The sequence below is a fragment of the Streptomyces sp. NPDC050528 genome (genome assembly GCF_044457795.1).
Lineage (GTDB): Bacteria > Actinomycetota > Actinomycetes > Streptomycetales > Streptomycetaceae > Streptomyces.
Genome location: NZ_JBITHH010000022.1, coordinates 103,358 through 123,765, shown reverse-complemented (window position 1 = coordinate 123,765; position 20,408 = coordinate 103,358). Strand labels below are relative to the sequence as shown.

General features: G+C 72.5%; 15 protein-coding genes. 6 read left to right on the top strand and 9 right to left on the bottom strand.

Translation table 11 applies throughout. The annotated features are described in order from the left end of the window. Positions 1-8: 8 nt before the first annotated feature. Both ACIBK4_RS48400 and ACIBK4_RS48395 read right to left on the bottom strand, forming a co-directional pair. On the bottom strand, positions 9-440 hold the full coding sequence (locus tag ACIBK4_RS48400) for a roadblock/LC7 domain-containing protein (RefSeq protein ID WP_366434395.1): 432 nt from the start codon (positions 438-440) through the stop codon (positions 9-11). After that, positions 437-3,259 carry a nitrate- and nitrite sensing domain-containing protein gene (locus tag ACIBK4_RS48395; RefSeq protein WP_399006213.1) on the bottom strand — a complete coding sequence of 941 codons (2,823 nt, stop codon included), beginning with the start codon at positions 3,257-3,259 and terminating at the stop codon, positions 437-439. Before ACIBK4_RS48395 ends, ACIBK4_RS48400 begins: the two co-directional genes overlap by 4 nt. Before the next feature lie 417 nt (positions 3,260-3,676). Here ACIBK4_RS48395 and ACIBK4_RS48390 point away from each other — a divergent pair, with 417 nt between their 5' ends. Beyond that, entirely contained in the window at positions 3,677-4,279 is a 603-nt protein-coding gene (locus ACIBK4_RS48390; protein ID WP_399006211.1) for a hypothetical protein, read from the top strand. A gap of 33 nt (positions 4,280-4,312) precedes the next feature. On the opposite strand, the gene ACIBK4_RS48385 is transcribed toward ACIBK4_RS48390, so the two are convergent. The 4 genes from ACIBK4_RS48385 to ACIBK4_RS48370 form a co-directional block, all read right to left on the bottom strand. After that, positions 4,313-9,166 carry a hypothetical protein gene (locus ACIBK4_RS48385; RefSeq protein ID WP_399006209.1) on the bottom strand — a complete coding sequence of 1,618 codons (4,854 nt, stop codon included), beginning with the start codon at positions 9,164-9,166 and terminating at the stop codon, positions 4,313-4,315. Positions 9,167-9,215: 49 nt separating this feature from the next. Next, on the bottom strand, positions 9,216-10,094 hold the full coding sequence (locus tag ACIBK4_RS48380; RefSeq protein WP_399006207.1) for a hypothetical protein: 879 nt from the start codon (positions 10,092-10,094) through the stop codon (positions 9,216-9,218). Between the two features lie 112 nt (positions 10,095-10,206). Continuing rightward, complete coding sequence (locus ACIBK4_RS48375) at positions 10,207-11,733, bottom strand: hypothetical protein (RefSeq protein WP_399006205.1); 1,527 nt, start codon at positions 11,731-11,733, stop codon at positions 10,207-10,209. 123 nt (positions 11,734-11,856) lie between these two features. Next, positions 11,857-12,564, bottom strand: coding sequence for a GntR family transcriptional regulator (locus ACIBK4_RS48370; RefSeq protein WP_366434390.1), 708 nt, complete (start codon positions 12,562-12,564; stop codon positions 11,857-11,859). A 170-nt stretch (positions 12,565-12,734) separates the two neighbouring features. On the opposite strand from ACIBK4_RS48370, the gene ACIBK4_RS48365 reads away from it, so the two are divergent. Genes ACIBK4_RS48365 through ACIBK4_RS48345 form a run of 5 tightly spaced genes read left to right on the top strand, consistent with a single transcriptional unit; the run spans position 12,735 to position 17,117 of the window. Continuing rightward, positions 12,735-14,054 carry an MFS transporter gene (locus tag ACIBK4_RS48365; RefSeq protein WP_399006203.1) on the top strand — a complete coding sequence of 440 codons (1,320 nt, stop codon included), beginning with the start codon at positions 12,735-12,737 and terminating at the stop codon, positions 14,052-14,054. Continuing rightward, the gene (locus ACIBK4_RS48360; protein WP_399006201.1) at positions 14,051-14,872 is read left to right on the top strand and encodes a putative hydro-lyase; all 822 of its coding nucleotides are present in this window, start codon (positions 14,051-14,053) and stop codon (positions 14,870-14,872) included. Before ACIBK4_RS48365 ends, ACIBK4_RS48360 begins: the two co-directional genes overlap by 4 nt. A gap of 12 nt (positions 14,873-14,884) precedes the next feature. Then, positions 14,885-15,637: a LamB/YcsF family protein gene (locus tag ACIBK4_RS48355; protein ID WP_399006242.1), complete on the top strand. Its 753-nt coding sequence runs from the start codon at positions 14,885-14,887 to the stop codon at positions 15,635-15,637. Beyond that, entirely contained in the window at positions 15,634-16,251 is a 618-nt protein-coding gene (locus tag ACIBK4_RS48350) for an allophanate hydrolase subunit 1 (RefSeq protein ID WP_399006199.1), read from the top strand. Before ACIBK4_RS48355 ends, ACIBK4_RS48350 begins: the two co-directional genes overlap by 4 nt. Continuing rightward, positions 16,248-17,117, top strand: a complete 870-nt coding sequence (locus tag ACIBK4_RS48345) for a biotin-dependent carboxyltransferase family protein (RefSeq protein ID WP_399006197.1) — start codon at positions 16,248-16,250, stop codon at positions 17,115-17,117. The genes ACIBK4_RS48350 and ACIBK4_RS48345 overlap by 4 nt, the downstream gene beginning before the upstream one ends. A gap of 13 nt (positions 17,118-17,130) precedes the next feature. Here ACIBK4_RS48345 and ACIBK4_RS48340 read toward each other — a convergent pair whose 3' ends face one another. The 3 genes from ACIBK4_RS48340 to ACIBK4_RS48330 are packed head-to-tail and all read right to left on the bottom strand — an operon-like array spanning position 17,131 to position 20,275. Beyond that, complete coding sequence (locus ACIBK4_RS48340) at positions 17,131-17,991, bottom strand: SGNH/GDSL hydrolase family protein (RefSeq protein WP_399006195.1); 861 nt, start codon at positions 17,989-17,991, stop codon at positions 17,131-17,133. Continuing rightward, entirely contained in the window at positions 17,988-19,151 is a 1,164-nt protein-coding gene (locus ACIBK4_RS48335; RefSeq protein ID WP_399006193.1) for a glycosyltransferase, read from the bottom strand. Before ACIBK4_RS48335 ends, ACIBK4_RS48340 begins: the two co-directional genes overlap by 4 nt. Then, positions 19,148-20,275, bottom strand: a complete 1,128-nt coding sequence (locus ACIBK4_RS48330) for a glycosyltransferase family 4 protein (protein WP_399006191.1) — start codon at positions 20,273-20,275, stop codon at positions 19,148-19,150. The genes ACIBK4_RS48335 and ACIBK4_RS48330 overlap by 4 nt, the downstream gene beginning before the upstream one ends. Positions 20,276-20,408 lie beyond the last annotated feature (133 nt).

Sequence of the window (20,408 nt, the reverse complement as noted above, 5' to 3'; positions counted from 1 at the left end):
TCACTTCACTACCCGCCGGAGGACAGATCGGTGCGCGGAGCGGCCCCCAGATGCACACCGACCCGCTTCACGAGCAGTGTCATCTCGTAGGCGACCTGTCCGACGTCGGAGTCGGCGTCCGCGAGGACCGCGAGGCAGCTGCCGTCGCCCGCGGCCGTCACGAACAGGAAGGCCTCGTCGAGTTCGACGACCGTCTGCCGCACGCTGCCCGCCTCGAAGTGGCGGCCGACGCCCTTGGCGAGGCTGTGGAAGCCGGAGGCCACGGCGGCCAGGTGTTCGCTGTCCTCGCGGGTCAGGTCCTGGGACACGCCGGTGGCGAGGCCGTCGCCGGAGAGCACGATGGCCTTGCGGATGCTGGCGACGCGCTCGACGAGGTCGTCGAGAAGCCAGTTCAGCCCACGCTGGTCGGTGCCGTGGCCGGTCGCCTTTGGTGCGGTCATCGACCGTCCCCCTTAGTTCCTTGTGCTGTGCCGCCTCGGGCGTCGTCGCCCTCGGCGTTCTCCTCGCGGCCGCGCTGCCAGCCGCGCTGGAGCGAGGCCATACGGCTGCGCACCTCGTCGGCGTCGCGCTCGGCGACCTCCGCCGGGCTCGCGGCACGCCGCTCGGGTTCCTGTTTCAGCTGCGGGGCCAGATTGGCCTGGCGTACGCGTCTGGGCAACGCTCCGGTGCTCGGCGGGCTGTCGGAGCCCGAAGCGCCGGCCGCGATCTCGGCCCGCCGGGTGCGCCTGGGGAGAGCGGGCGTCTCGGACGGCTCGCCGAGGCCGCGCCCCGGGGAAGCGGGGGGCTGCGCGGAGTCGGCGCGCCCGCCGGGTACGTCGGTACGGCGCCGTAGCGGCGTGTCACCGCGACGGCGGGCCGGGAGCGGTGCGGGGCCGTCCGCTTCCGGTCCGCCCAGGGTCGGGACGGTGGACGGGCCGTCGAAATCGGCCTCTCCGGAGTCCCCCGTTTCGCGTCGGGACCGCTGCTCGACGACGGGACGTCCATGGGAGCTGACCAGCTTGGGCGTACGGCGTCGGGGCAGCGGAAGCGGCTCGCCGCGATGCCCGTCCGCATCGGCCTCGGAGACCTGTTGATGCTGTTCTACGGGGCGCACGGGGGCGAGGTCGTCCCGGTGGGTGGAGGCGCGGCGCGGGCGGAAGATCCCGCCGCGTTCGGCGTCCTCGTCGTCGAGGGCGTTCGGGAAACCGTCGAGGGCGTCCAGGTCGACGGGGGCTTCGAGTTCGACCGGTCCGTCCAGGAGGGCGGGCGGCAGACCGGGCAGCTTCACGGGCATCTGGGAGAGCGCGGAGCGGCGGCTCTCCTCCAGCTCGGCCTCCTTGGACGGCCGGGGCCGGTCGAGGCGGAAGCCGATGCCGTTGGTGTCCGGGACCTCGTCGCTCAGCAGGGCGTCCGGGATGAACACGACGGCGGTGGTGCCCCCGTAGGGCGATGGCTGGAGCGAGACGCGGACGTTCTGCCGCTGGGCGAGCCGGCTGACCACGAACAGGCCGAGGCGGTCGGTGTCGGAGAGTTCGAACTCCGGTGTCTCGGCGAGCCGGAGATTGGCGTCCAGGAGTGCCTCGGCCGCCATGCCGAGGCCGCGGTCGTTGATCTCCAGGGTGAAGCCGTTGGCGACCCGCTCCCCCAGGACCTGGACGGCGGTGTGCGGCGGGGAGAACACCGTGGCGTTCTCCAGGAGTTCGGCCACCAGGTGGGTGAGGTCCGCGACGGCGGGGCCGGTGACGGCGATGCGCGGCAGCCTGCGGACCTCGATACGCTCGTAGTCCTCGACCTCGGCGACGGCCGCGCGGACGATGTCCATGAGCTGGACCGGTTTGCGCCACTGCCGGGACGGGGCGGCCCCGGAGAGGATCACCAGGCCCTCGGCGTGGCGGCGCATACGGGTCGTCAGGTGGTCGAGGCGGAACAGGTCGGCGAGTTCGTCGGTGTCCTCGGTCCTGCGCTCCATGGTGTCGAGCAGGGTGAGTTGCTTGTGCAGCAGGACCTGGCTGCGGCGGGCGAGGTTGACGAAGACCTCGGAGACACCGGAGCGCAGTTCGGCCTGCTTGACGGCGGCCTCGACTGCCGCGCGCTGCAAGGTGTTCAGGGCCTGGCCTACGTCGCCTATCTCGTTCCGGTCGTACTCCAGGCGCGGGACCTCGGTCTCCACGTCGACCACTTCGCCGACGGACAGGCGGCGCATCACGCTGGGCAGCCGGACGCCGGACGCCTCGTGGGCGTCCAGGCGCAGTTGACGCAGGTCGCGGATGAGGCCGCGGCCGATGCGCACCGACAGGAAGAGCGAGAACAGGAGGGCGATCAGGCCGAGGACGCCGGCGACGGCCGCCTTGAGGATGACGCGCATCGCGACCGGGCGAACGCGGTCCTGGTAGCGGTCGTTGGCCTGGTCGTCGAGGGTGCCGAGCTTGTCCAGCACGGCGCCCGCCGCGGTGTTCCAGGTCTGTGCGGTGACGTTGCGGGGCGTGCCGGACGTGGTGGAGGCGGCGGCCTGTTCGGCCACACGCAAGGGTGCGCTGGCGGCGTTCTTCCAGAAACGTTCGAAGTGGCCGCGCTCCGAGGAGGGCAGCAGCGGCAGGTTGACGTCGTACATCAGGGTGCGCTGGGCGACGAGGTCGGAGACGTCGCGGCTCTCGTCCCGGGTGAGCTTGCCGACGATCAGGGAGGAGCCGAGCAGGGCGTCCTCACGGGAGAGGAACTCCCGCGCGCGGGCGAGGTTGACGAGGGCGCGGTACTGCTTGTCCATCTCTACGTTGTCGACGACGTGGAGGTTGGACAGCAGCACGTAGCACGGGTCGACCAGGTGGTTGTAGAGACCGAGGGCCTGGGCACGGTTGACGGTGCCGTCCTCGACGCTGCGCCGCAGGGACTGGAGGCCGTCGAAGGCGTCGAGGACCGCGGAGACGCGGCTGTCGGTGGCCTGGCCCATCGCGTCGCGGACGTCCGGGTTCCGGGCGTTCTTGCGGATCTTGGCGACGGCTGCGTCGGTCGCGGCGCGGCTGCGCTTGAGATCGGTGAGTCCGTCGGCGGCGCGCGGGTCGGCGAGGTAGACGAGCGACTGCCGGCGTTCCCGCTGGATGACGCGGACGGTGTCCTCGGTCGGATAGCCGATCTTCTCGACGACCGACGACACGTTGAACAGGTCTCCGGCGGCCCGGCCGGTGAGGACCGTGGCGAACGCCCAGATCGCGGTCAGGGACACGAGCGGCACGAGAAGGAGCGCCACGATCTTCCGGCGGATGGACTTCCCGCGAAAGCGCATGGCCTCCCCCAGCTGGACCCCCGCCGGCCGGGGGTACACATGTGCGTCAACAAACGGCGCGAGCCTACTACTGACACAGAGGTAACTCGAAGAGCTGTCCGGGGCGTGAACTTCCGCAACAGGGACGAGACATGGGGAGTTGTCGGTGCATTGCGGGAGATTGCCGCCCCGATATCCGCGAGATCACCACACCCCACCCCATCGGTCCCCTTGGCCAGTTGGCCGGAATTTTTCGTCTGTTGGGAATCTTCGTGGCATGTTGTTCGTCTTTCTCTACGGGACATGGGGGCGGAACCGGCCACACGAGCCGCATCCGCAACCGTGCGGCGTAAAACAGCGCAAGCCGGGCACCCACTGGGGAGCGGAGTCTTCGGACTCCGGGGCGAGTGGTGTACCGGCGGTGGGGAGGACACGTTGATGGGCACGGCGGAGCGGCAAGAGGCGCTTGAGGACGGCGTGGCGGCGCGGTCGACGGTGCCGCGGCGCCGTGAGGCACCGGATCGCGACACCGCGGCGGACGGTGGCGTGACGAGGGACGGCGGCGAGGCCCCGCGCGGCTCGGACGAGCCGACGGCGGCGGAGTTCGACGAGCGCGGTCCGGCTCGCGAGACAAGGCAACAGCAGGAGTACTACCGGCCGTTGTGGATCGAGGAGCCCGCGCGTCGGCGCCGGCTGCCCGATCCGGTGCGTACGGCGGCCGTGCGAGCGGTGATCATCATCGCCGTGACGCTGATCCAGGCCACGGTGGCCTTCCTGTGCACGATGGCCGGCTCCTGGCTGGCGTTCCCGATGGTGATCAGCAGCGTGGTCAGCACGGTGGTGGCCACCTGGGGCGCCCTCGACGTCTGGGTGACCCGCCAGATGTGGAACCAGCGCAACGGCGTGGTCTCGGAGCCCAGCAGCACGGCAAGGGCCCTCCGCCGCGAGCGGCGTCGGGCCCAGCGTCAGGCGCGGTCCAGCGAGCGCGCCCAGGAGCGGATAGCCCGCAAGAACGGCGCGGGACAGCTGTCCCACTCCTGAGGCTCGCCCACGGAGCGGTCGACCGACGTTCGCCTACGGAGCGGTCGGCGCCGGGCGCTTGAACATCCGGGTCGCCGTGATCTCGCTGTGCACCGACTCCCCTTCTCCGGCCGGGGCCTGCTGCGGCAGGCCCGGCCGGAGGTGCTCCTCCACGCTGATGTACTTCAGGCCCGCCCTCAGGTCGGCGTCGTTGCGCAGCCGGATGACCAGCGGGAACTCGGCGAGCGCCGTCGTGTCGAACAGGCCGGTGGTGTACAGGAGTTGGACCCCGAGCGCGTCGGACACGGCGCGCTGCAGCTCCAGCAGATACGTGGCGTTGGCCCGCCCGATGGGGTTGTCGAGGAAGAGCGTGCCGGCGTGCCGGTGCTTGTCGCGGCCCCGGTCGTTGGAGCGCAGCGCGGCCATCGTGCAATACAGGGCGATGGCCGCGGTGAGCAGCTGACCGCCCGAGAACACGTCGCCCATCTGCCCGACCGGCACCCGCTCGGCACGCAGCACGGCGTCCGGCTTGAGGATCTCGACGGCGACACCCTTGGGCTCAAGGGCCGCCCCAACTCCCCGCAGCAGCAGGGACATTCCGTCGCGCCGCATGTCGGAGTTCTTCTTCACGGCGGCCCGGGTCGCCTCGTCGACGACCACACCGAGCCGCTCGATGAGCGTGGCCTGGTCGGGCTCCTCGAAGCGGATACGGAGGAACTCCTGCCCGGACCACTCGCCGAGCCCCTCCGGCAGCCGGGACAGCCGCTGCGCGGACCGCAGCGTCGCCAGCGCCGACTCGACAAGCCCGCGAAGCCGGTCCACGATCGAGTCGCGGTTGCGCTCCAGCTGCGCCAACTCGTCGGTGAGGACCCGGAGTCGGGGCGCGAAGGCATCGGCCCACTTCTGCGCGTGCTCGGGCAGCGCGGACGCCGGCAGCTCACGGATCTGCTGCCGCGCGGGGGTGCGTACCTGCTCGTAGCGCGTGGAGTTGGCGTGCCGCACCAGCACATCGCTCGCCTCGCGTACGGCGCCCTCGGCGGCGGACAGGTCGGCGGCGCAGCCGCGCAGCGAGCGGCGGGCCTCGGCGGCGGAGTGCCGGGCCTCCTCCACGGTGCCGGGATACGGCTCGGGCTCCTCCTGTTCCTCGTCCGAGGAGTGCTCGCGCATCAGGTCCCGGAGCATCGCGGCGGTCTCGTCGAAACCGCCGGCCCCGTCCTCGGCGGCGCGATGCGCGTCCAGGAGTTCGGCGTGGGCCTCGCGGGCCTGGCCCAACGCGTCGGTGCGGGAGCCGAGTTCGGCCGTCGCCGTACGCAGCAGGGCCTGGGCGTGCTCGGCGTCGCGCGGGACGAGTTCCTCGGCCAGCTCGGTGTGCGCCTCGCCGTCCTCGGGCGCGTGCCGCTCGGCCTCGCCGCGCAGCCGCCCGAGCTGCTCGCTCGCGGTCGACACCCGGGTCTCCAGCAGCTGCACCAGTTCCTCGGCACGGGCCGCAGCCGCTTGCCGGGACGGCCCGTCGGAGCCGTCGGGTGACTCCAGCAACTGCGCCGCGCGCGTACGGACCTTGTTGCTGAGCCGGTCCAACTCCGCGATCGCCGCGCTCTCGTCGCTCTCCGCCCGCGCCTGCTCGGCCCGCAGATCGGCGCCGACGCCGACCTTCTCGTAGAGCTGCGAGGCGGCCCGGTAGGCCTCACGGAGGGCGGCCAGCGCGGGCTTGGGGGTGTCCGGGTCGTCTTCCGGTACGTCGTCGGGGGCGCCCGCGATCTCGGAGCGCTCGGCGCGCAGCGCACGGGCCGTGCGACGGGCGTCGTCGGCGGCGCGCTGGGCGGCGCGGCGGTCCTCGTCGGCCGCACGGGCGCGCTCCAGGCAGGACTGGGCGCGAGCCTCCGACTCGGCTGCCTCGTCGGCGAGTTCACGGAGTTTGACCTGCCAGCCGGCGCGTTCGCGCAGCCGGAAGGCGAGTCCGGCGAGGGCGTCGGCGGCGCGCCGGGCCTTCTGCGCGGTCTCCTGCCGCTCGTCGCGCACCTGGGCGGCCTCGGCGGCGACCTCATCCGCCTCCGCCCGCACGGTCCGCGCCTCGGCGAGCTCGGCCTCGGCCTCCTCGGCGAACGCGCGCGTGTCCCGCGCGGCCTGCGCCAGCTCGACCAGCCGCCCGCTCGGGCAACCGGTGCGCCAGGACGCGAGCCGCGCGGCCAGCTCCCGGTCCTTGCCGAGCCGCGCGGCGAGCGTGCGGATCTCCTCGTCCCGCTGCCCCGCCCGCGCGCGCAGCGCCTGCCGCTCCTCGTCGGCCGCGTGCTCGTCGTGCATGGCCGGGTTCGGCGGTACGAGGAAGACGTCACCGGTCTGCGCGTCGGGCGCCGGGGTCGGGGCGAGCAGGGCGGCGGCCGTACCGACGGCCACGGCGGACCGGGGCAGCAGGGCCGCTTCGCTGAGTGCCTCACGGGCACGCGCGTGCGTGTCCGGGTCGGTGATGATCACGCCGTCGACCAGCTCGGGCCGGGCGGCGAGCACGCGCGCGTGGTCGGTGGGGTCGACGGCCTGCGCGAGGTAACGCCAGCCGGGCAGCGCGGGGATGCCGTGCTCGCCGAGGTACTCCACGGTGGCCAGCACGTCCGGGCCGGGCGGCAACAGCCCGCCGTCACCGAGCGCCCCGAGAATCCGGGAGTCGTCGGCGGCGGCGGTCCGCAGGTCGAAGAGGTTCCGCTCGGCGGAGGAGACCCCGTCGTCGAGCAGCTCACGCAACTCGTCGGCGAAGCGGTCGAGTTCCTCGGGGGTGAGGGGTCCTTCGGCGAGAGGGCGGGCGGGCTTGGCGGCACCGGAGTGGGCGAGCGAAGAGGCGTTGGCGGCGGAACGGCCGCTCGCGGCAAGGCCGTTGGCCGAAGCGCCAGCGCGTGCGTCCGACTCGGCACCGTCACCATCGGCACCCGAGCGGGCGCCCGCGATCCCTTCGGCGCCCTGCCCGGCGCTGCCCACGGCTCCGGCGTCACCTTGTCCCGTCGCCGCACCGTCGGTCGCGCGCTCACCGGCGGCACCGCGCGGTACCGGCACACCACTGCCGACGCCTACGGCACCGGGCAAGCTGAGCAGCTCAGCCAGCCGCTCCTCCCCCGCGAGCCCCTCCGCAAGGCGCCGCTCGGCGTCATAGGTCCGCTCGGCGGCAGTCGCCGCGTCGGACGCGCGAGCCGCCGTCAACTCCGCGCGGGACTCGGCGGAAGCGGCCTCACGCGCGTGCTCGGAGGCCCGGCGGGAGGCCTCGCGTGCGGTGTCCCAGGAGGCCACGGCGGTCTTCTCGGCGTCGCTAGCGGCGAGGGCCGCGCGGGCCGGGTCGGCGTCGGGGGCACTGTCGTCGAGCCAACCGGCCCGCACCGCCTCCGCGGTCTCCTGCTCGACCTCGGACAGCCGCTGGCGCAGATGCCCGACCTCGCTGCGGGCCCGCTGCGTCTCGGTGGCGGCGGAGGTCGCGTCCCGGTGCGAGGTCTCGCCGACCTCCTGGAGCGCGGCGGAACGCTCCTCGCCCTCGTTGGCGAGGTTCTCGGCGCTCTCGGCGGCCGAGTGCAGGGCCCGTACGAGATCGACGGCGGCCTTGGCGCGGGCGGCGAGCGCCGGTGCGGCGTCCCGCTCGGCCTCGCGGATGGCGACGGCCACGCGCGCGGAGCGGTCGGCGGCGGCGCGGTGTCGTAGGACCGCCTCGGCGGCCTGCCAGGCGGCGTGCAGGGTGCGGGCGTCGGCCAGCTCGCGCTTCTGCGCGGCGGCGGACTTCTCCATCGTGGCGAGCGCCAACGAGGCGTGCCGGTAAGCGAGTTCGGCCGCGATCAGCGCGCTGCGCTCCCGGGCCCCCTCGGCGTGCGTGACGGCGTACGCGGCGGCGGTGACCCGCTGGGCGAGGTCGGCGGCCCGCACCCGCTCCTGCGCGCCCCGCGCGGACAGTCGTCGCGCCAGGGTGCGGGTACGGCGCTCGGCGCCGGCGTGGATGTCACGCGCACGTGCCCGTGCCTCGGCGGCCTCGACGATCCGGCCGAGCAGGTCCACGGAACCGGCCGTGAAGTCCCGCTCGGCGATCAACTCGGCCCGCCGCCCCAGCTTGTTGCCGAAGCCGCCGACCAGGTCGGCGAGGCCGTCGGTGTCCCGGGTGTCGGTGACCGCGCGGAGCAGCAGGTCGGTGAAGTCGGAGTCCTTCTTGACCGCGAAGAGGCCGGCGGCCTCGCCCTCGTCGGCGTTCATCTCCCGCTGGTAGCGGAAGAGTTCGGGGTCGAGACCGAGGTCCCCGAGGTGCTCGATCCAGCGGTCGTGGATCTCCTCCCAGTGCACTTCGAGGTGCGGGTACGCCTTGCCCGCCTCGGTGAGGGCGTCCCGGAAGCCCTTCATCGTGCGGCGACGCCCCTGCGCTCCGGACACGCCCTCGACGGACGGCCGTACCGAAGTGGCCTCGGCGACGGGGAGGTTGTCCAGGCTGAGCCCCGGTCCGGGCCGGAACGAGTACCAGGCCTCGGCGAACTTCCGCGGGTCGTTGGAGACTTGGCGCCCTCGCCACTCGCTGACCTTGCCGACCACGACGCACTCGCCGGTCAGCGTGTGCTGCCACTCCAGGGCGACATGGCCGCAGTCGTCCGCGAGGAGGAACTTGCGCAGCACCCCGGAGCTGGCGCCACCGAGTGTGTTGCGGTGGCCGGGCAGCATCACGGAGAAGATCAGCTTGAGCAGGACGGACTTGCCGCCGCCGTTCTCCAGGAAGAGCACACCGGCGGGCGCGGGGCGACGCGGCGGCCCGACGGGCTCGTCCTCGAAGAACTCCGCCTGGGTGGGCGCGGGGTCGGGCACGGGCTGGCCCACGCCTCGCAGGTCAAGCACGGTGTCGGCGTAGCGCGCACCGGCGGGCCCGATGGAGTAGAGGCGGACCCGGGACAGCTCGTACATGGCGGACTCTCGTCGTAAGTCTTCGGCAGGTGGGGGGAGTTGAGGAACCTCAGGAGTGGAACGGCAGTCCGGCGTCGGCCACCAGCTCCAGGTCCTCGGTGTCTTCGGCGGGCATCAGACTCGCGGTGCCGTCGGTGACCGGAACGACGCCCAGCTCCAGCAGCTCGGCCATGGCGGCACTGCCGGCCATGTCACGCACCTGGAGCTGATAGCGGGCCGTCGTGCGATAGGTACCGCCGTTGTCGTCACCGGTGCGCTGCAGGAACCCGGAGTCGGTGAGAAAGGCGGCGGCCTTGCCAACGATCCCGGTGGTCGAACCGGCCAGTCTCCGGGCGTCCTTGGTCGCTCCGGTCGCACTGCGTCTGACCCAGATCCGCCAGGCGGCCTCAAGGCCCGGCGCGTCGGTGGCCGGGTCGGTGTTCATGCCCTGCTCGTCGGCCCGCTCCTCCAACCGCCGACAGGCCTGCCGCACAAAGGCGTCGACCCCGTTGACCGTGACGCGCCCGATGTACCCGTCGTCAGCAAGATCCTCGGGCCGCGGAAACGCCATGGCGGCCACGGCAAGATGGGCGAGCCCATGCAGGAACCGATCCCCGGAGTCGGCAGCCGTACGACGCGCGTAGTCCCCCATCCGCACGGCGAACACCGAGTCCTCGGCGGCAGTTACGGCCATCCCCGCGCGCGGGGACACCTCCAGCACAACCAGCCCCAGCCCGGCAGCCACAGCATCGGCAAGCCGAGCGAACGGCGGATCCTCGCGGTACCGGCGAAGCAACTCCGCGTACTCCTGATCCCGCGCGGGCTGCAGCTTGGGCTGCAACCCAAACGCGACAAGCCGAGCGGCGTCGGCAGCATCGGCAGGCGTGACCGCGGCACTCACGGGCGCGGCGGCACCTTCCGGCTCACTCCACTCGGCTGGCTCACTCACGACGACAACTCCTTGAACTTGATAACGAGGATGAGGTCAAGCGCCCCTCCAGGGGCGCGGGGAACTGCGCGACCAGCCACAGCGAGCCCGCACCCGAAAGACGACCGACCCATCACGCCGCATCACTCCGACCAGCAGCCATCCCCACCGCATCCAACAAGGCCACCCCGACGATGAGATCGGCCCCACCGAACTCGGGATCATCCAGTTCGGTCCCGTCATCCACGGCGAACAACAACTTCGGCTCTCCCTGCCGGTAGGCGGTACCAACAGGCGGACTCGCCGCATGCACGGCCAACAGGGCCACCAGATAAGGAAGTTCCACATCCTGACGCCGCGCGTCAGCCAGCAACCCCGACAACCGCCGAGGCGCATCCGCAGGCAGATCGAGCAACTCCATAGCCGCAGCCAGCTGCTCCTCACTGAACCGACTGTCATCCGGCGTAGCGATGAGATCCGGCTCGGGCATCTCCGCCCCGAGATGCTCCCGCTCGGCAGGCGGTGTCAGCAGTATGTCGACAAGATCCCCCACCCGAACCGACACCGGCGTACGCAACCCGGTCCCGCGAGCGAAGAACGCGTCGGTGACCCGAATCGCCGACTCCAGAGGCAACGGTAGAACGGGCGAAACGAGATGCCCGTAGAGATCGATCCCCGAGGTCGTCATCGGCGTCGCGAAAGCCTGCCGATCCTGCTCGGCACGGAACAGCGGCCCCGCCTCCAGAAGACGCGACTGAAGCTGCGTGTGCCGCCGAATGCAGTCCTTGACGATGTCGACCAACTCGGCCGCCCGCCGCTTCTGTTCGGCATCCTCGGACTCGTCACGGGCCTTGCGGATATTGGTCAGGATCGCGTTCTCATGGCGATACCGATCAGCGACGTGATCGAGCGCCTCGGCGATCATGTCCGGCACGGCATTGAGCCAGTCCACCGCGCGGACATTCCGCCGCGTGGCATCCAGCGCGCGCCGAAGCGTCTCCGAGTACTGCACGGTCCGATACCGGGCCTGCTCCGCCGCGAGTTGCGCGTCGGCGAGCCGACCGCGGCTGATCAGCACCTCCAGCTTCACCTCGGCGGCGATCTGCGCACTGGTGACGTCGGTGTCGAGCGCGCCCACCAGGACGTTGACAGCCTCGTCGGTCGTCCGGAGGTACACGCTGCCGCCGTAGCCGGGGACCTCCTCGATCAGCTTGAAGTCGTAGTCCCGGCGCACGTACGTGCCGTCCTGGGCGAACGTGCCGTAGACCGTGCGGAACCCGCGGTCGACGCTGCCGACGTTGATCAGGTTCTCCAGGACCCAGCGGGCCACGCGCTCGTGTTCGGCGACGGGGCGCTGCGGGGCCTGGGCGGCGATGCGCGGGATGAGCCTGGCCACTATCTGGTCGTGGTCGGCACCCGTGTCGAAGTCCATGTTGAGGGTGACCAGGTCGATGGCGGCGAGGGCCACCTCGGCCATGCCGTAGACCGAGTACTCGCCCGCGAGATTGGCCTTGCGTGCGTCGAGGTCGTGCAGCGGCGCGGTGCAGGCGAGCGCGCGCAGTCGCCGCGCCAGTCCCTCGTCGGCGGCCGGGCCCGGGGCGGGGCGCGGCCCCGCGCTGAACTGGGGCGGAACGCTGTCCGTCGATGCAGGCGAAGTCACGCTGCACAGACTAGGTCCTCGGTCTGACAACGACCCAAACGACGCAGAAGCGACTACCGCCACAGCCGCGCACGCGGGGTCGGTCAACCATCGTGCCGTCGTCGGTCGACCGCCGCACCGTCGTCAGTCGACCACCGTGCCGTCCTCGCCGACCCGCCGCCGGTACGCGTCGACGACCCGTTCCAGCGAGTCGTCGAGGTAGACCGCGAGCAGCTTCTCGGCCTCGGCGCGGTCGCCGGCCTGGAGGGCCTGGAGGATCAGGCGGTTGCGCTGGAGGTACGGCTCGTGGAGCGCCCTCGGATCGTCCACGAGGTGGAAGGCGAGCCGGAGTTCGGCGAAGACGCTGCGCATCAACTCGTCGGTACGGGCGGTGCCGGCGAGGGTGACGAGTTCCCTGTGGAAGTGGATGTTGGCCGTACCCACGCCTTTCCAGTCATCTTCGACGGACGCCAACTGCCCTTCCGTGACGGCTCCGGCGAGTTGTTCGAGGGCGTACGGCGGCTCGCCCAGCCCGCGGACGACGGCGCACTCGACGAGCCGGCGGGTGCGGTAGATGTCCTCGACGTCCTCGACGCTCAGGACCCGGACGAAGACACCCCGGTTCAACTCGTGGACGAGCAGCCGCTCATGGGTGAGCAGCCGGAACGCCTCGCGGAGTGTGTTGCGCGACACACCGAGCGCCCCGCCGATGCTGTCCTCCGAGAGCCGCGTACCTGGCGGGAAATAGCCCTCCGCGATACGGCTCCTGAGGATGTCCGAGACGCGTTCCGCGGTGCTCGTGCGGCCCAGAAGGGCACGGTCGTCGGCCAGTCCCGCCATCTGCTCTGCCATGCCCGGAATTCAACCGCAGATACAAGAACGAAACAACATGGGTATTGAGGGATCGTTCAACGATCCTCTACCTTTCTCTGCAAGGCGCCACCGCTCACCCCGGCGCCGACGGCTCCCGCACGGCACTGCTCACTCCCAGCACCCTCCGTCCTCCCTCTGCGAGGTGCCCCATGAGCACGACCCCTCCACCTCAGGCCCCGGTCACCGGCGTGCATCCGGACACGGATGAACTCACCGCCGACGACGGCGCGTTGGCCTGGCTGCGCGCGCTCGGTCCGAACGGCCGGCGCGCCTTCGCCGGCGCGTTCGGCGGCTACGCCCTGGACTCCTACGACTACTTCACGCTGCCGCTGAGCATGGTCGCGCTGGCCGCGTACTTCGGCCTGGACAGCGGCCAGACCGGCCTGTTCACCACGGTCACGCTGGTCGTCTCCGCGGTGGGCGGCGCCATAGCGGGCGTCTTCGCCGACCGGGTGGGCCGCGTCAAGGCCCTGATGATCACGGTGATCACCTACGCCGTCTTCACGGTGGCCTGCGGCTTCGCGCCCAACTACGAGACCCTGCTGGTGTTCCGCGCCCTCCAGGGGCTCGGTTTCGGCGGCGAGTGGGCGGTCGGCGCGATCCTGGTCGCCGAGTACGCGAGTGCGAAGCACCGCGGCCGTACGCTCGGCGCGGTCCAGAGTTCCTGGGCGGTGGGCTGGGCGCTGGCGGCGGTCGTCTACACGCTGGTCTTCTCGTTCGTCGGCGACGACCTGGCCTGGCGGGTGATGTTCTGGACCGGCGCGATCCCCGCGCTGCTGGTGTTCTGGCTGCGGCGCCGGGTGCACGACGCCCCGGAGGCGACGGCCGTGCGCGAACAGAACCCCCAGAAGGGCTCGTTCGCGGCGATCTTCAAGCCGGGGACGGCCGATTCTCCCGGCCTGCTGCGTACGACCGTCTTCGCGGGCCTGCTCTCGACCGGTGTCCAGGGCGGCTACTACACGCTCGCCACCTGGGTGCCGACGTACCTCAAGACGGAGCGCGGTCTGTCGGTCGTCGGCACCGGCGGCTATCTGACCTTCCTGATCTCCGGCGCCTTCCTGGGCTACCTGACAGGCGGCGTCCTGACCGACGTGCTGGGCCGCAAGCGCAACATCTGGCTCTTCGCGCTGCTCTCGGCGGTCTGCATCCTGGCGTACACGCACATCCCCAGCGGCGCCAACACCCTTCTCCTGGTGCTCGGTTTCCCGCTCGGGTTCTGTATGTCGGCGATCTTCAGCGGCTTCGGTTCGTACCTGAGCGAGCTGTATCCGACGGCGGTGCGCGGCACGGGACAGGGCTTCACCTACAACACGGGCCGCGCGGTGGGCGCCGTCTTCCCGACCCTGGTGGGCTTCCTGGCCGACAGTTGGGGTGTGGGCGGAGCGCTCGTCTTCGGGGCCATCGGTTACGGCATCGCGGCGCTGGCGCTCCTGGGACTGCCGGAGACGCGCGGAAAGGAACTGGCGTGAACCGCACGGAAGACCGCCCCCTGACGCTTGTCGACGAGCACGCGCACGCGTGGAGCCCGCGTTCCGCCCGGGCCCGCTTCCGGGCCGGGCTGACGGGCCCCACGGCCGGGGTCGCGGCGGGCCACACCCAGGTCAACCTGATCTCGGTGCCCGCCGACTGGGCCTACGACATGCTGCTGTTCTGCCAGCGCAACCCGAAGCCCTGCCCGGTGCTCGACGTCACGGACGCAGGCTCCTGGACGACCGTTCTCGCGGACGGCGCGGACCTGCGCACCGATCTACCGCGCTACCGGGTGTGGCGGGACGGCGAGTTGACGGACGAGCCGACGGACGTGCGGGCGTACTGGCGCGGCGACCTGGTGTCGTTCCTGATCGGCTGCAGCTTCACCTTCGAGTGGTCGCTGAGCGAGGCGGGTGTCCCGATCCGGCACATCGAGCAGGGCCGCAACGTCCCGATGTACGTGACCGGCCGCCCGTGCCGCCCGGCGGGGCGGCTGCACGGCCCCATGGTCGTGTCGATGCGCCCGGTGCCCCCGGAGCACCTGGCGACGGCCATCCGGGAGACCGCGCTGCTCCCGGCGGTGCACGGCAGCCCCGTACACTGCGGCGATCCCTCGGGGCTCGGCATCGCGGACCTCGGCCGGCCGGACTTCGGCGATCCGGTGGACGCCGACCCGGACGACATCCCGGTGTTCTGGGCCTGCGGAGTGACCCCGCAGGCCGCGGTGATGGCCTCCCGCCCGCCGTTCGCCATCACCCACGCGCCGGGCCAGATGTTCGTCACCGACGCCCGCGACGAGCAGTACCGCGTCGCCTGACCAGGAGAGATGATGATCGATCTGAACGCCGACCTCGGCGAGGGCTTCGGCCGCTGGCATCTCACCGACGACGAACAGCTGTTGTCCGTCGTCACCAGTGCCAATGTGGCCTGCGGTTTCCACGCCGGGGACCCGGTCACCATGCGGCGGGTGTGCGAGCTGGCGGCCGAGCGCGGGGTACGGGTCGGCGCGCAGGTGTCCTACCGGGACCTGGCGGGGTTCGGGCGGCGCGCGATGGACGTGCCGTCCGCCGAGCTGGCGGCCGAAGTGGCGTACCAGATCGGTGCCTTGGAGGTGTTCGCCCGGGCGGCGGGCACGCGCGTGTCGTACGTCAAGCCGCACGGCGCGCTCTACAACCGGATCGTGCACGACCCGGAGCAGGCCGCCGCGGTGATCGAGGGCGTGCTCCTGGCCGACGCCTCGCTGCCCGTGCTCGGGCTGCCCGGCTCAGTCGTCCTCGACCTGGCCGCGAAGGCGGGCCTGCCGGCCGTCACGGAGGCGTTCGCGGACCGCGGCTACACCGACGAGGGCACGCTCGTGCCGCGCGGCCGGGACGGCGCGGTGGTCACCGACCCAGAGGCCGTCGTGGAGCGCTCACTGAGCCTGGCCCGCTCCGGGGCGGTCGACGCGCTCTCCGGGGCCCGCATCGAGGTGAAGGCCCGCTCCCTGTGCCTGCACGGGGACACGCCCGGCGCGGTCGACCTGGCCCGCAGGGTCCGCGCGCGGCTCCTGGAGTCGGGTGTCCGGGTGGAGGCGTTCGCATGAGGGCGCTGCCCGTCGGCGACAGCGCGCTGCTCGTCGAGGTCGCCTCCGGGGAGGAGGCCCAGGCCGTCCACGCGGAGCTGCTGCGGCGCCGCGCGGAGGGCCTGCTCACCGTCCGCGAGATCGTCCCGGCCGCCCGCACGGTCCTCCTCGACGGCCTCGACGACCCGGCCCGCCTGGCCTCCGAACTCGCCGCCTCCGACGTACCCCCCGCTCCCCCGCGCGCGGGTGAGGTGATCGACCTCCCGGTGCGCTACGACGGCCCGGACCTGGCCGATGTCGCCGCCCTGTGGGGCGTACCCGAGCGGGAGGTGGCCCGTATCCACGCGGCCACCGAGTTCCGCGTCGCCTTCTGCGGATTCGCCCCCGGCTTCGGCTACCTCACCGGCCTCCCGGCCCGCTACGACGTCCCGCGCCGGGCCACTCCGCGCACGGCCGTGCACGCCGGTGCCGTGGGCCTGGCGGGCCCGTACACCGGCGTGTACCCGCGTGCCTCGCCCGGCGGCTGGCAGTTGATCGGCACGACGGACGCGGTCCTGTGGGACACCGCGCGCGAGCCGGCCGCGCTGCTGGCGCCGGGCACGCGGGTGCGCTTCGTCCCGGTGGCGGACGTATGACGGACCGTGCGGTCGCCGTCGTACGGGCCGGGGCCCTGACCACCGTGCAGGACCTGGGACGGCCCGGTCACGCGCACCTGGGGGTGCCGCGTTCCGGCGCGCTCGACGGGCCGGCGGCGGCGCTCGTCAACCGGCTGGTCGGCAATCCGCCCGAAGCGGCCGTCCTGGAGACGACCCTCAACGGCTGTTCCGTACGGCCTCGTTCAACGATCCTCGTGGCGGTCGGCGGCGCGCCCTGCCCGGTCACGGTGGACGGACGGCCGGTCGCCTGGGGTGCCCCCGTGCATGTGCCCGCCGGGGCGCTGCTGGACATCGGAACGGCCGTCTCCGGAGTACGCAGCTACGTCGCCTTCGCCGGCGGTATCGGCGTCGAGCCGGTACTCGGCAGCCGTTCCACGGACCTGATGTCCGGGCTCGGCCCGGCGCCGCTCACGAACGGCGCCATACTGCCGTTGGGGTCCCCGATGAGCCGCCACGCGTGCGTGGACGTCGCTCCGCAGCCGGCTCCCCCGGTCGAACTCGTCCTGCGGGTGACCCTGGGGCCCCGCGACGACTGGTTCACACCGGAGGCCGTCCGCACGTTCACGGCACGTGCCTACCGGGTCTCCTCGGCGAGCAACCGCATCGGGCTGCGCACCGAGGGGCCCGCCCTGGAGCGGGCCCTGACCGGTGAACTCCCCAGCGAGGGCATGGTCCTCGGTGCCGTCCAGGTCCCCCCGGACGGCCACCCGGTGGTGTTCCTCGCCGACCATCCGACCACCGGCGGCTACCCGGTGATCGCCGTCGTCCGCCCCACGGACCTCCCGGCCGCCGCCCAGGCGGTGCCCGGCACCCCGGTCCGTTTCGTGGCCGTACGGCGCCGCTGAGGCGCCGGACGCCCTAGGCGGCGTCCGGTTGCTCCTGCTGCACCGACAGGGACGCCAGCGCCATCGACACGGCGTGGGACGCGCTCAGGTCGAGGCGCGCGCTGGTGCCCCGCGCGCGGTGGCGCATCTCGTCGGCGGCCAGTCTGAGGAGCTGCGGCAGCAGGTCGGTGCAGCGGCGGGCCACCCACCCGGTGCCCGCCGTCGCCAGCCACAGCAGGCTGGCCGACCTGGCGGGCACCGGGAACTCGGGCTCGGGCGACGGCGCGGCCCCCGTCGCCAAGCCCTCCTCGGTGAGCAACGCGTGGAAACGCAGTGCCAGTTGGCGGTGTCCCCGCTCGCTGGGGTGCAGCCGGTCCGCGCTCCAGATCTCGCGGCCCATGATCCAATCGCCCTCCGCCGCGTGCAGATGCACGGCCCCGTACCGCTCGGACAGCGCGTGCACCACGGTGTTGACGGCCCGTTGGCGCCGGGCGAGCGGGCGCGCCAGTGCGCCCGGGAGGCCGAGCATCGCGCCCGGGTCGGGCAGACAGGCCGTCAGGAGGGTCGCGCCCCGCGCCGTGAAGGCGGCGTAGACCTCGTCGAGGCGGGCGGCCACGGCCTGGATGTCGAAGGTGCAGCGCAGGGTGTCGTTGACGCCTATGACGACGGACACGATGTCCGAGTCCAGGGCGAGCCCGGCCGGGGTCTGCCGTTCCAGCACGTCCCGCGTCTGTGCGCCGCTGACCGCGAGGTTCGTGAACTCCACGGACCCCTCGGGCTGTTCGGCAAGCCCGGCGGCGAGCAGCGCGGCCCAACCGCGCCATGCCTCGCCGACGGGATCGCCCACGCCCTCGGTGAGCGAGTCACCGAGGGCGACGAAACGGACGGTTCTCATGCCACGCCTCCGGGCACGAACCGCCGGACCGGAACATCCGCGTCGTGGGCCGCTAGGAACGCGTCGACCGCCGTGTGCCAGCCGAAACACTCGGCACGCGCACGTGCGATCTCGCGGCGCTCCACCTCGGAGCGTTCGAGGAGCATGTCGACGGCGTCCGCGAAGGCCCTGCCGTTGTCCGCAGCCGTGGCACCGGCGGAGCCGATGACCTCGGGGAGTGCGGACGAGGCGCTGGCCACCACGGGCGTGCCGCAGGCCATGGCCTCCAGCGCGGCGAGCCCGAAGGTCTCGGCGGGCCCGGGTGCCAGGCACACGTCCGCGGAGGCCTGGAGCGCGCCGAGCAGCCGCCGGTCGGAGACGTGCCCGAGGAACGTGACCGGCAACCCGCGCTCCCGCGCCCGCTGTTCGAGCCGGGCCCGCAGCGGCCCGTCCCCGGCGACCACGAGAACCGCCCGCCGTCCGCGCCGTACCAGCGCCTCCAAGGCGTCGAGCGCCGTGCCGGGCTTCTTCTCCACTGAGAGCCTGGTGCAGGTCACCAGCAGAACCTGGTCCACGCGCGCGTACTCCGCGCGCACCACCGGGTCCCGCAGCGCGGGACTGCGCCCCACCAGGTCGACGCCCAGCGGAGCCCGTACGACATTGCGGGCGCCGATGCGGACGAACTCCCGCTCGGCGAACTCGGTGGTGCACACCACGCGCGCGTAGGTGTGCGCCGTACGGACGTTGAGGGCGTCGGCGGTGCGCCGGGACATGTTCTCCGACAGGCCCCAGGTGCGCAGGACGCCGTCGGCGGTCTCGTGGGACACCATCACGGCGGGGACGCGGGCCCGCCTGGCCCATTTGCCGGTCCAGCGCAGGGTCGTACGGTCGGAGACCTCCAGGCGGTCCGGGGCGAGGTGCTCCAGGAGGTTCGCGACGCGCCGCTTGTCGGCGAGGACGCGGTAGCCGCCGGTGCCGGGGAGCAGCGGCCCGGGCAGGGTGATGACCCGGCCCTGCTCGGTCTCGCGGTCGGTGTGGCGCTCGCCGGGCACGATGAGGACCGGGTCGTGCCCGGCCTCCTTGAAGCCCTTGCCCAGCTCGCGCAGGGCGGTGCGCAGCCCGCCGGAGGAGGGGGCCACGAAGTTGGCGAGCCGCACGATCCGCAGCGAAGCGGTGTTCATGCCGCCACCACCACCTTGCGCGCGGCGAGGATGTCGCCGTAGTGCGCGATCAGTTGGTCGCCGACGGCCGCCCAGGTGCGGCCCTCGACCATGGCCCGCGCGGCGGCGCCGTACTCGGCCCGCAGTGCGGGATCGGTGGCCAGGGTCCGCACGGCGTCCGTGACGGCGGCCTCGTCGCGCGGCGGGAAGAGGAACCCGGTGCGCCCGTGGGCGACCAGGTCGAGCGGGCCGCCGGCGGCGGGCGCGACGACGGGGACGCCGCTGGCCATGGCTTCCTGGACGGTCTGACAGAAGGTCTCAAAAGGTCCGGTGTGCACGAATATGTCCAACGAGGCGAAGATACGGGCGAGCTCGTGACCGGTACGCCGACCGAGGAAGACCGCGCCCGGCAGCGCCTCGTCGAGGTGCGGCCGGCTGGGTCCGTCGCCGACGACCACGACGCGGACGCCCGGGAGGCCGCAGGTTCCGGCGAGGAGTTCTATCTGCTTCTCGGGGGCGAGCCGGCCGACGTAGCCGACGATCAGTTCGCCGTTCGGGGCGAGTTCGCGGCGCAGCGCCTCGTCCCGGTACTCGGGGCGGAAACGCTCGGTGTCCACGCCTCGCGGCCAGAGGCGGACCCGGGGCACGCCGTGTGCCTCCAGGTCGCCCAGGGCCGCGCTGGAGGGCGCGAGGGTGCGGTCGGCGGCCGCGTGGACGGAGCGGATGCGCCGCCAGGCGGTGGCCTCACCGGCACCAACGTACGTACGGGCGTATCCGGCCAGGTCGGTCTGGTAGACGGCCACGGCGGGGATGCCGAGCCGGGCGGCGGCGGCCATGCCGCGGACGCCGAGGATGAAGGGGCTGGCCAGGTGCACGATGTCGGCGCGGTGTTCGGTGATGGCCGCGGCGACGCGTCGGCTGGGGAGGGCGACGCGGACCTGGGGGTAGCCCGGGAGCGGTAGGGAGGGGACACGGATGACGGGGCACGGCGACTCGGCGTCGGCCCCGGGGCCGGCCGAGGTGGCCGGCGCGACGACGAGCGGATGATGACCGCGATCCACGAGGTGCCGGGCGGTCTGGAGCGCGCAGTGGGCCACGCCGTTCACATCGGGGGGAAAGGATTCGGTCACGATGACGACACGCATACCCGTGTTCTCGCCGCGCTGGACGTGCCCGCGTCAACGTGGATCTATGCGAACGGTGAACGTCCCATGAGCGTTGCGCTGCACACCCGAGCAGGTCAGACGGCGTCCATGCGCGTCTGACCCGCGGGTCATC

Bases quoted from the DNA above. Each gene is read 5' to 3' on its own strand.
- ACIBK4_RS48345 (WP_399006197.1), top strand. From the start codon at position 16,248: ATGACGGACCGTGCGGTCGCCGTCGTACGGGCCGGGGCCCTGACCACC.
- ACIBK4_RS48330 (WP_399006191.1), bottom strand. From the start codon at position 20,275: ATGCGTGTCGTCATCGTGACCGAATCCTTTCCCCCCGATGTGAACGGC.
- ACIBK4_RS48400 (WP_366434395.1), bottom strand. From the start codon at position 440: ATGACCGCACCAAAGGCGACCGGCCACGGCACCGACCAGCGTGGGCTG.
- ACIBK4_RS48350 (WP_399006199.1), top strand. From the start codon at position 15,634: ATGAGGGCGCTGCCCGTCGGCGACAGCGCGCTGCTCGTCGAGGTCGCC.
- ACIBK4_RS48390 (WP_399006211.1), top strand. From the start codon at position 3,677: ATGGGCACGGCGGAGCGGCAAGAGGCGCTTGAGGACGGCGTGGCGGCG.
- ACIBK4_RS48355 (WP_399006242.1), top strand. From the start codon at position 14,885: ATGATCGATCTGAACGCCGACCTCGGCGAGGGCTTCGGCCGCTGGCAT.
- ACIBK4_RS48395 (WP_399006213.1), bottom strand. From the start codon at position 3,259: ATGCGCTTTCGCGGGAAGTCCATCCGCCGGAAGATCGTGGCGCTCCTT.
- ACIBK4_RS48340 (WP_399006195.1), bottom strand. From the start codon at position 17,991: ATGAGAACCGTCCGTTTCGTCGCCCTCGGTGACTCGCTCACCGAGGGC.
- ACIBK4_RS48335 (WP_399006193.1), bottom strand. From the start codon at position 19,151: ATGAACACCGCTTCGCTGCGGATCGTGCGGCTCGCCAACTTCGTGGCC.
- ACIBK4_RS48365 (WP_399006203.1), top strand. From the start codon at position 12,735: ATGAGCACGACCCCTCCACCTCAGGCCCCGGTCACCGGCGTGCATCCG.
- ACIBK4_RS48385 (WP_399006209.1), bottom strand. From the start codon at position 9,166: ATGTACGAGCTGTCCCGGGTCCGCCTCTACTCCATCGGGCCCGCCGGT.
- ACIBK4_RS48370 (WP_366434390.1), bottom strand. From the start codon at position 12,564: ATGGCAGAGCAGATGGCGGGACTGGCCGACGACCGTGCCCTTCTGGGC.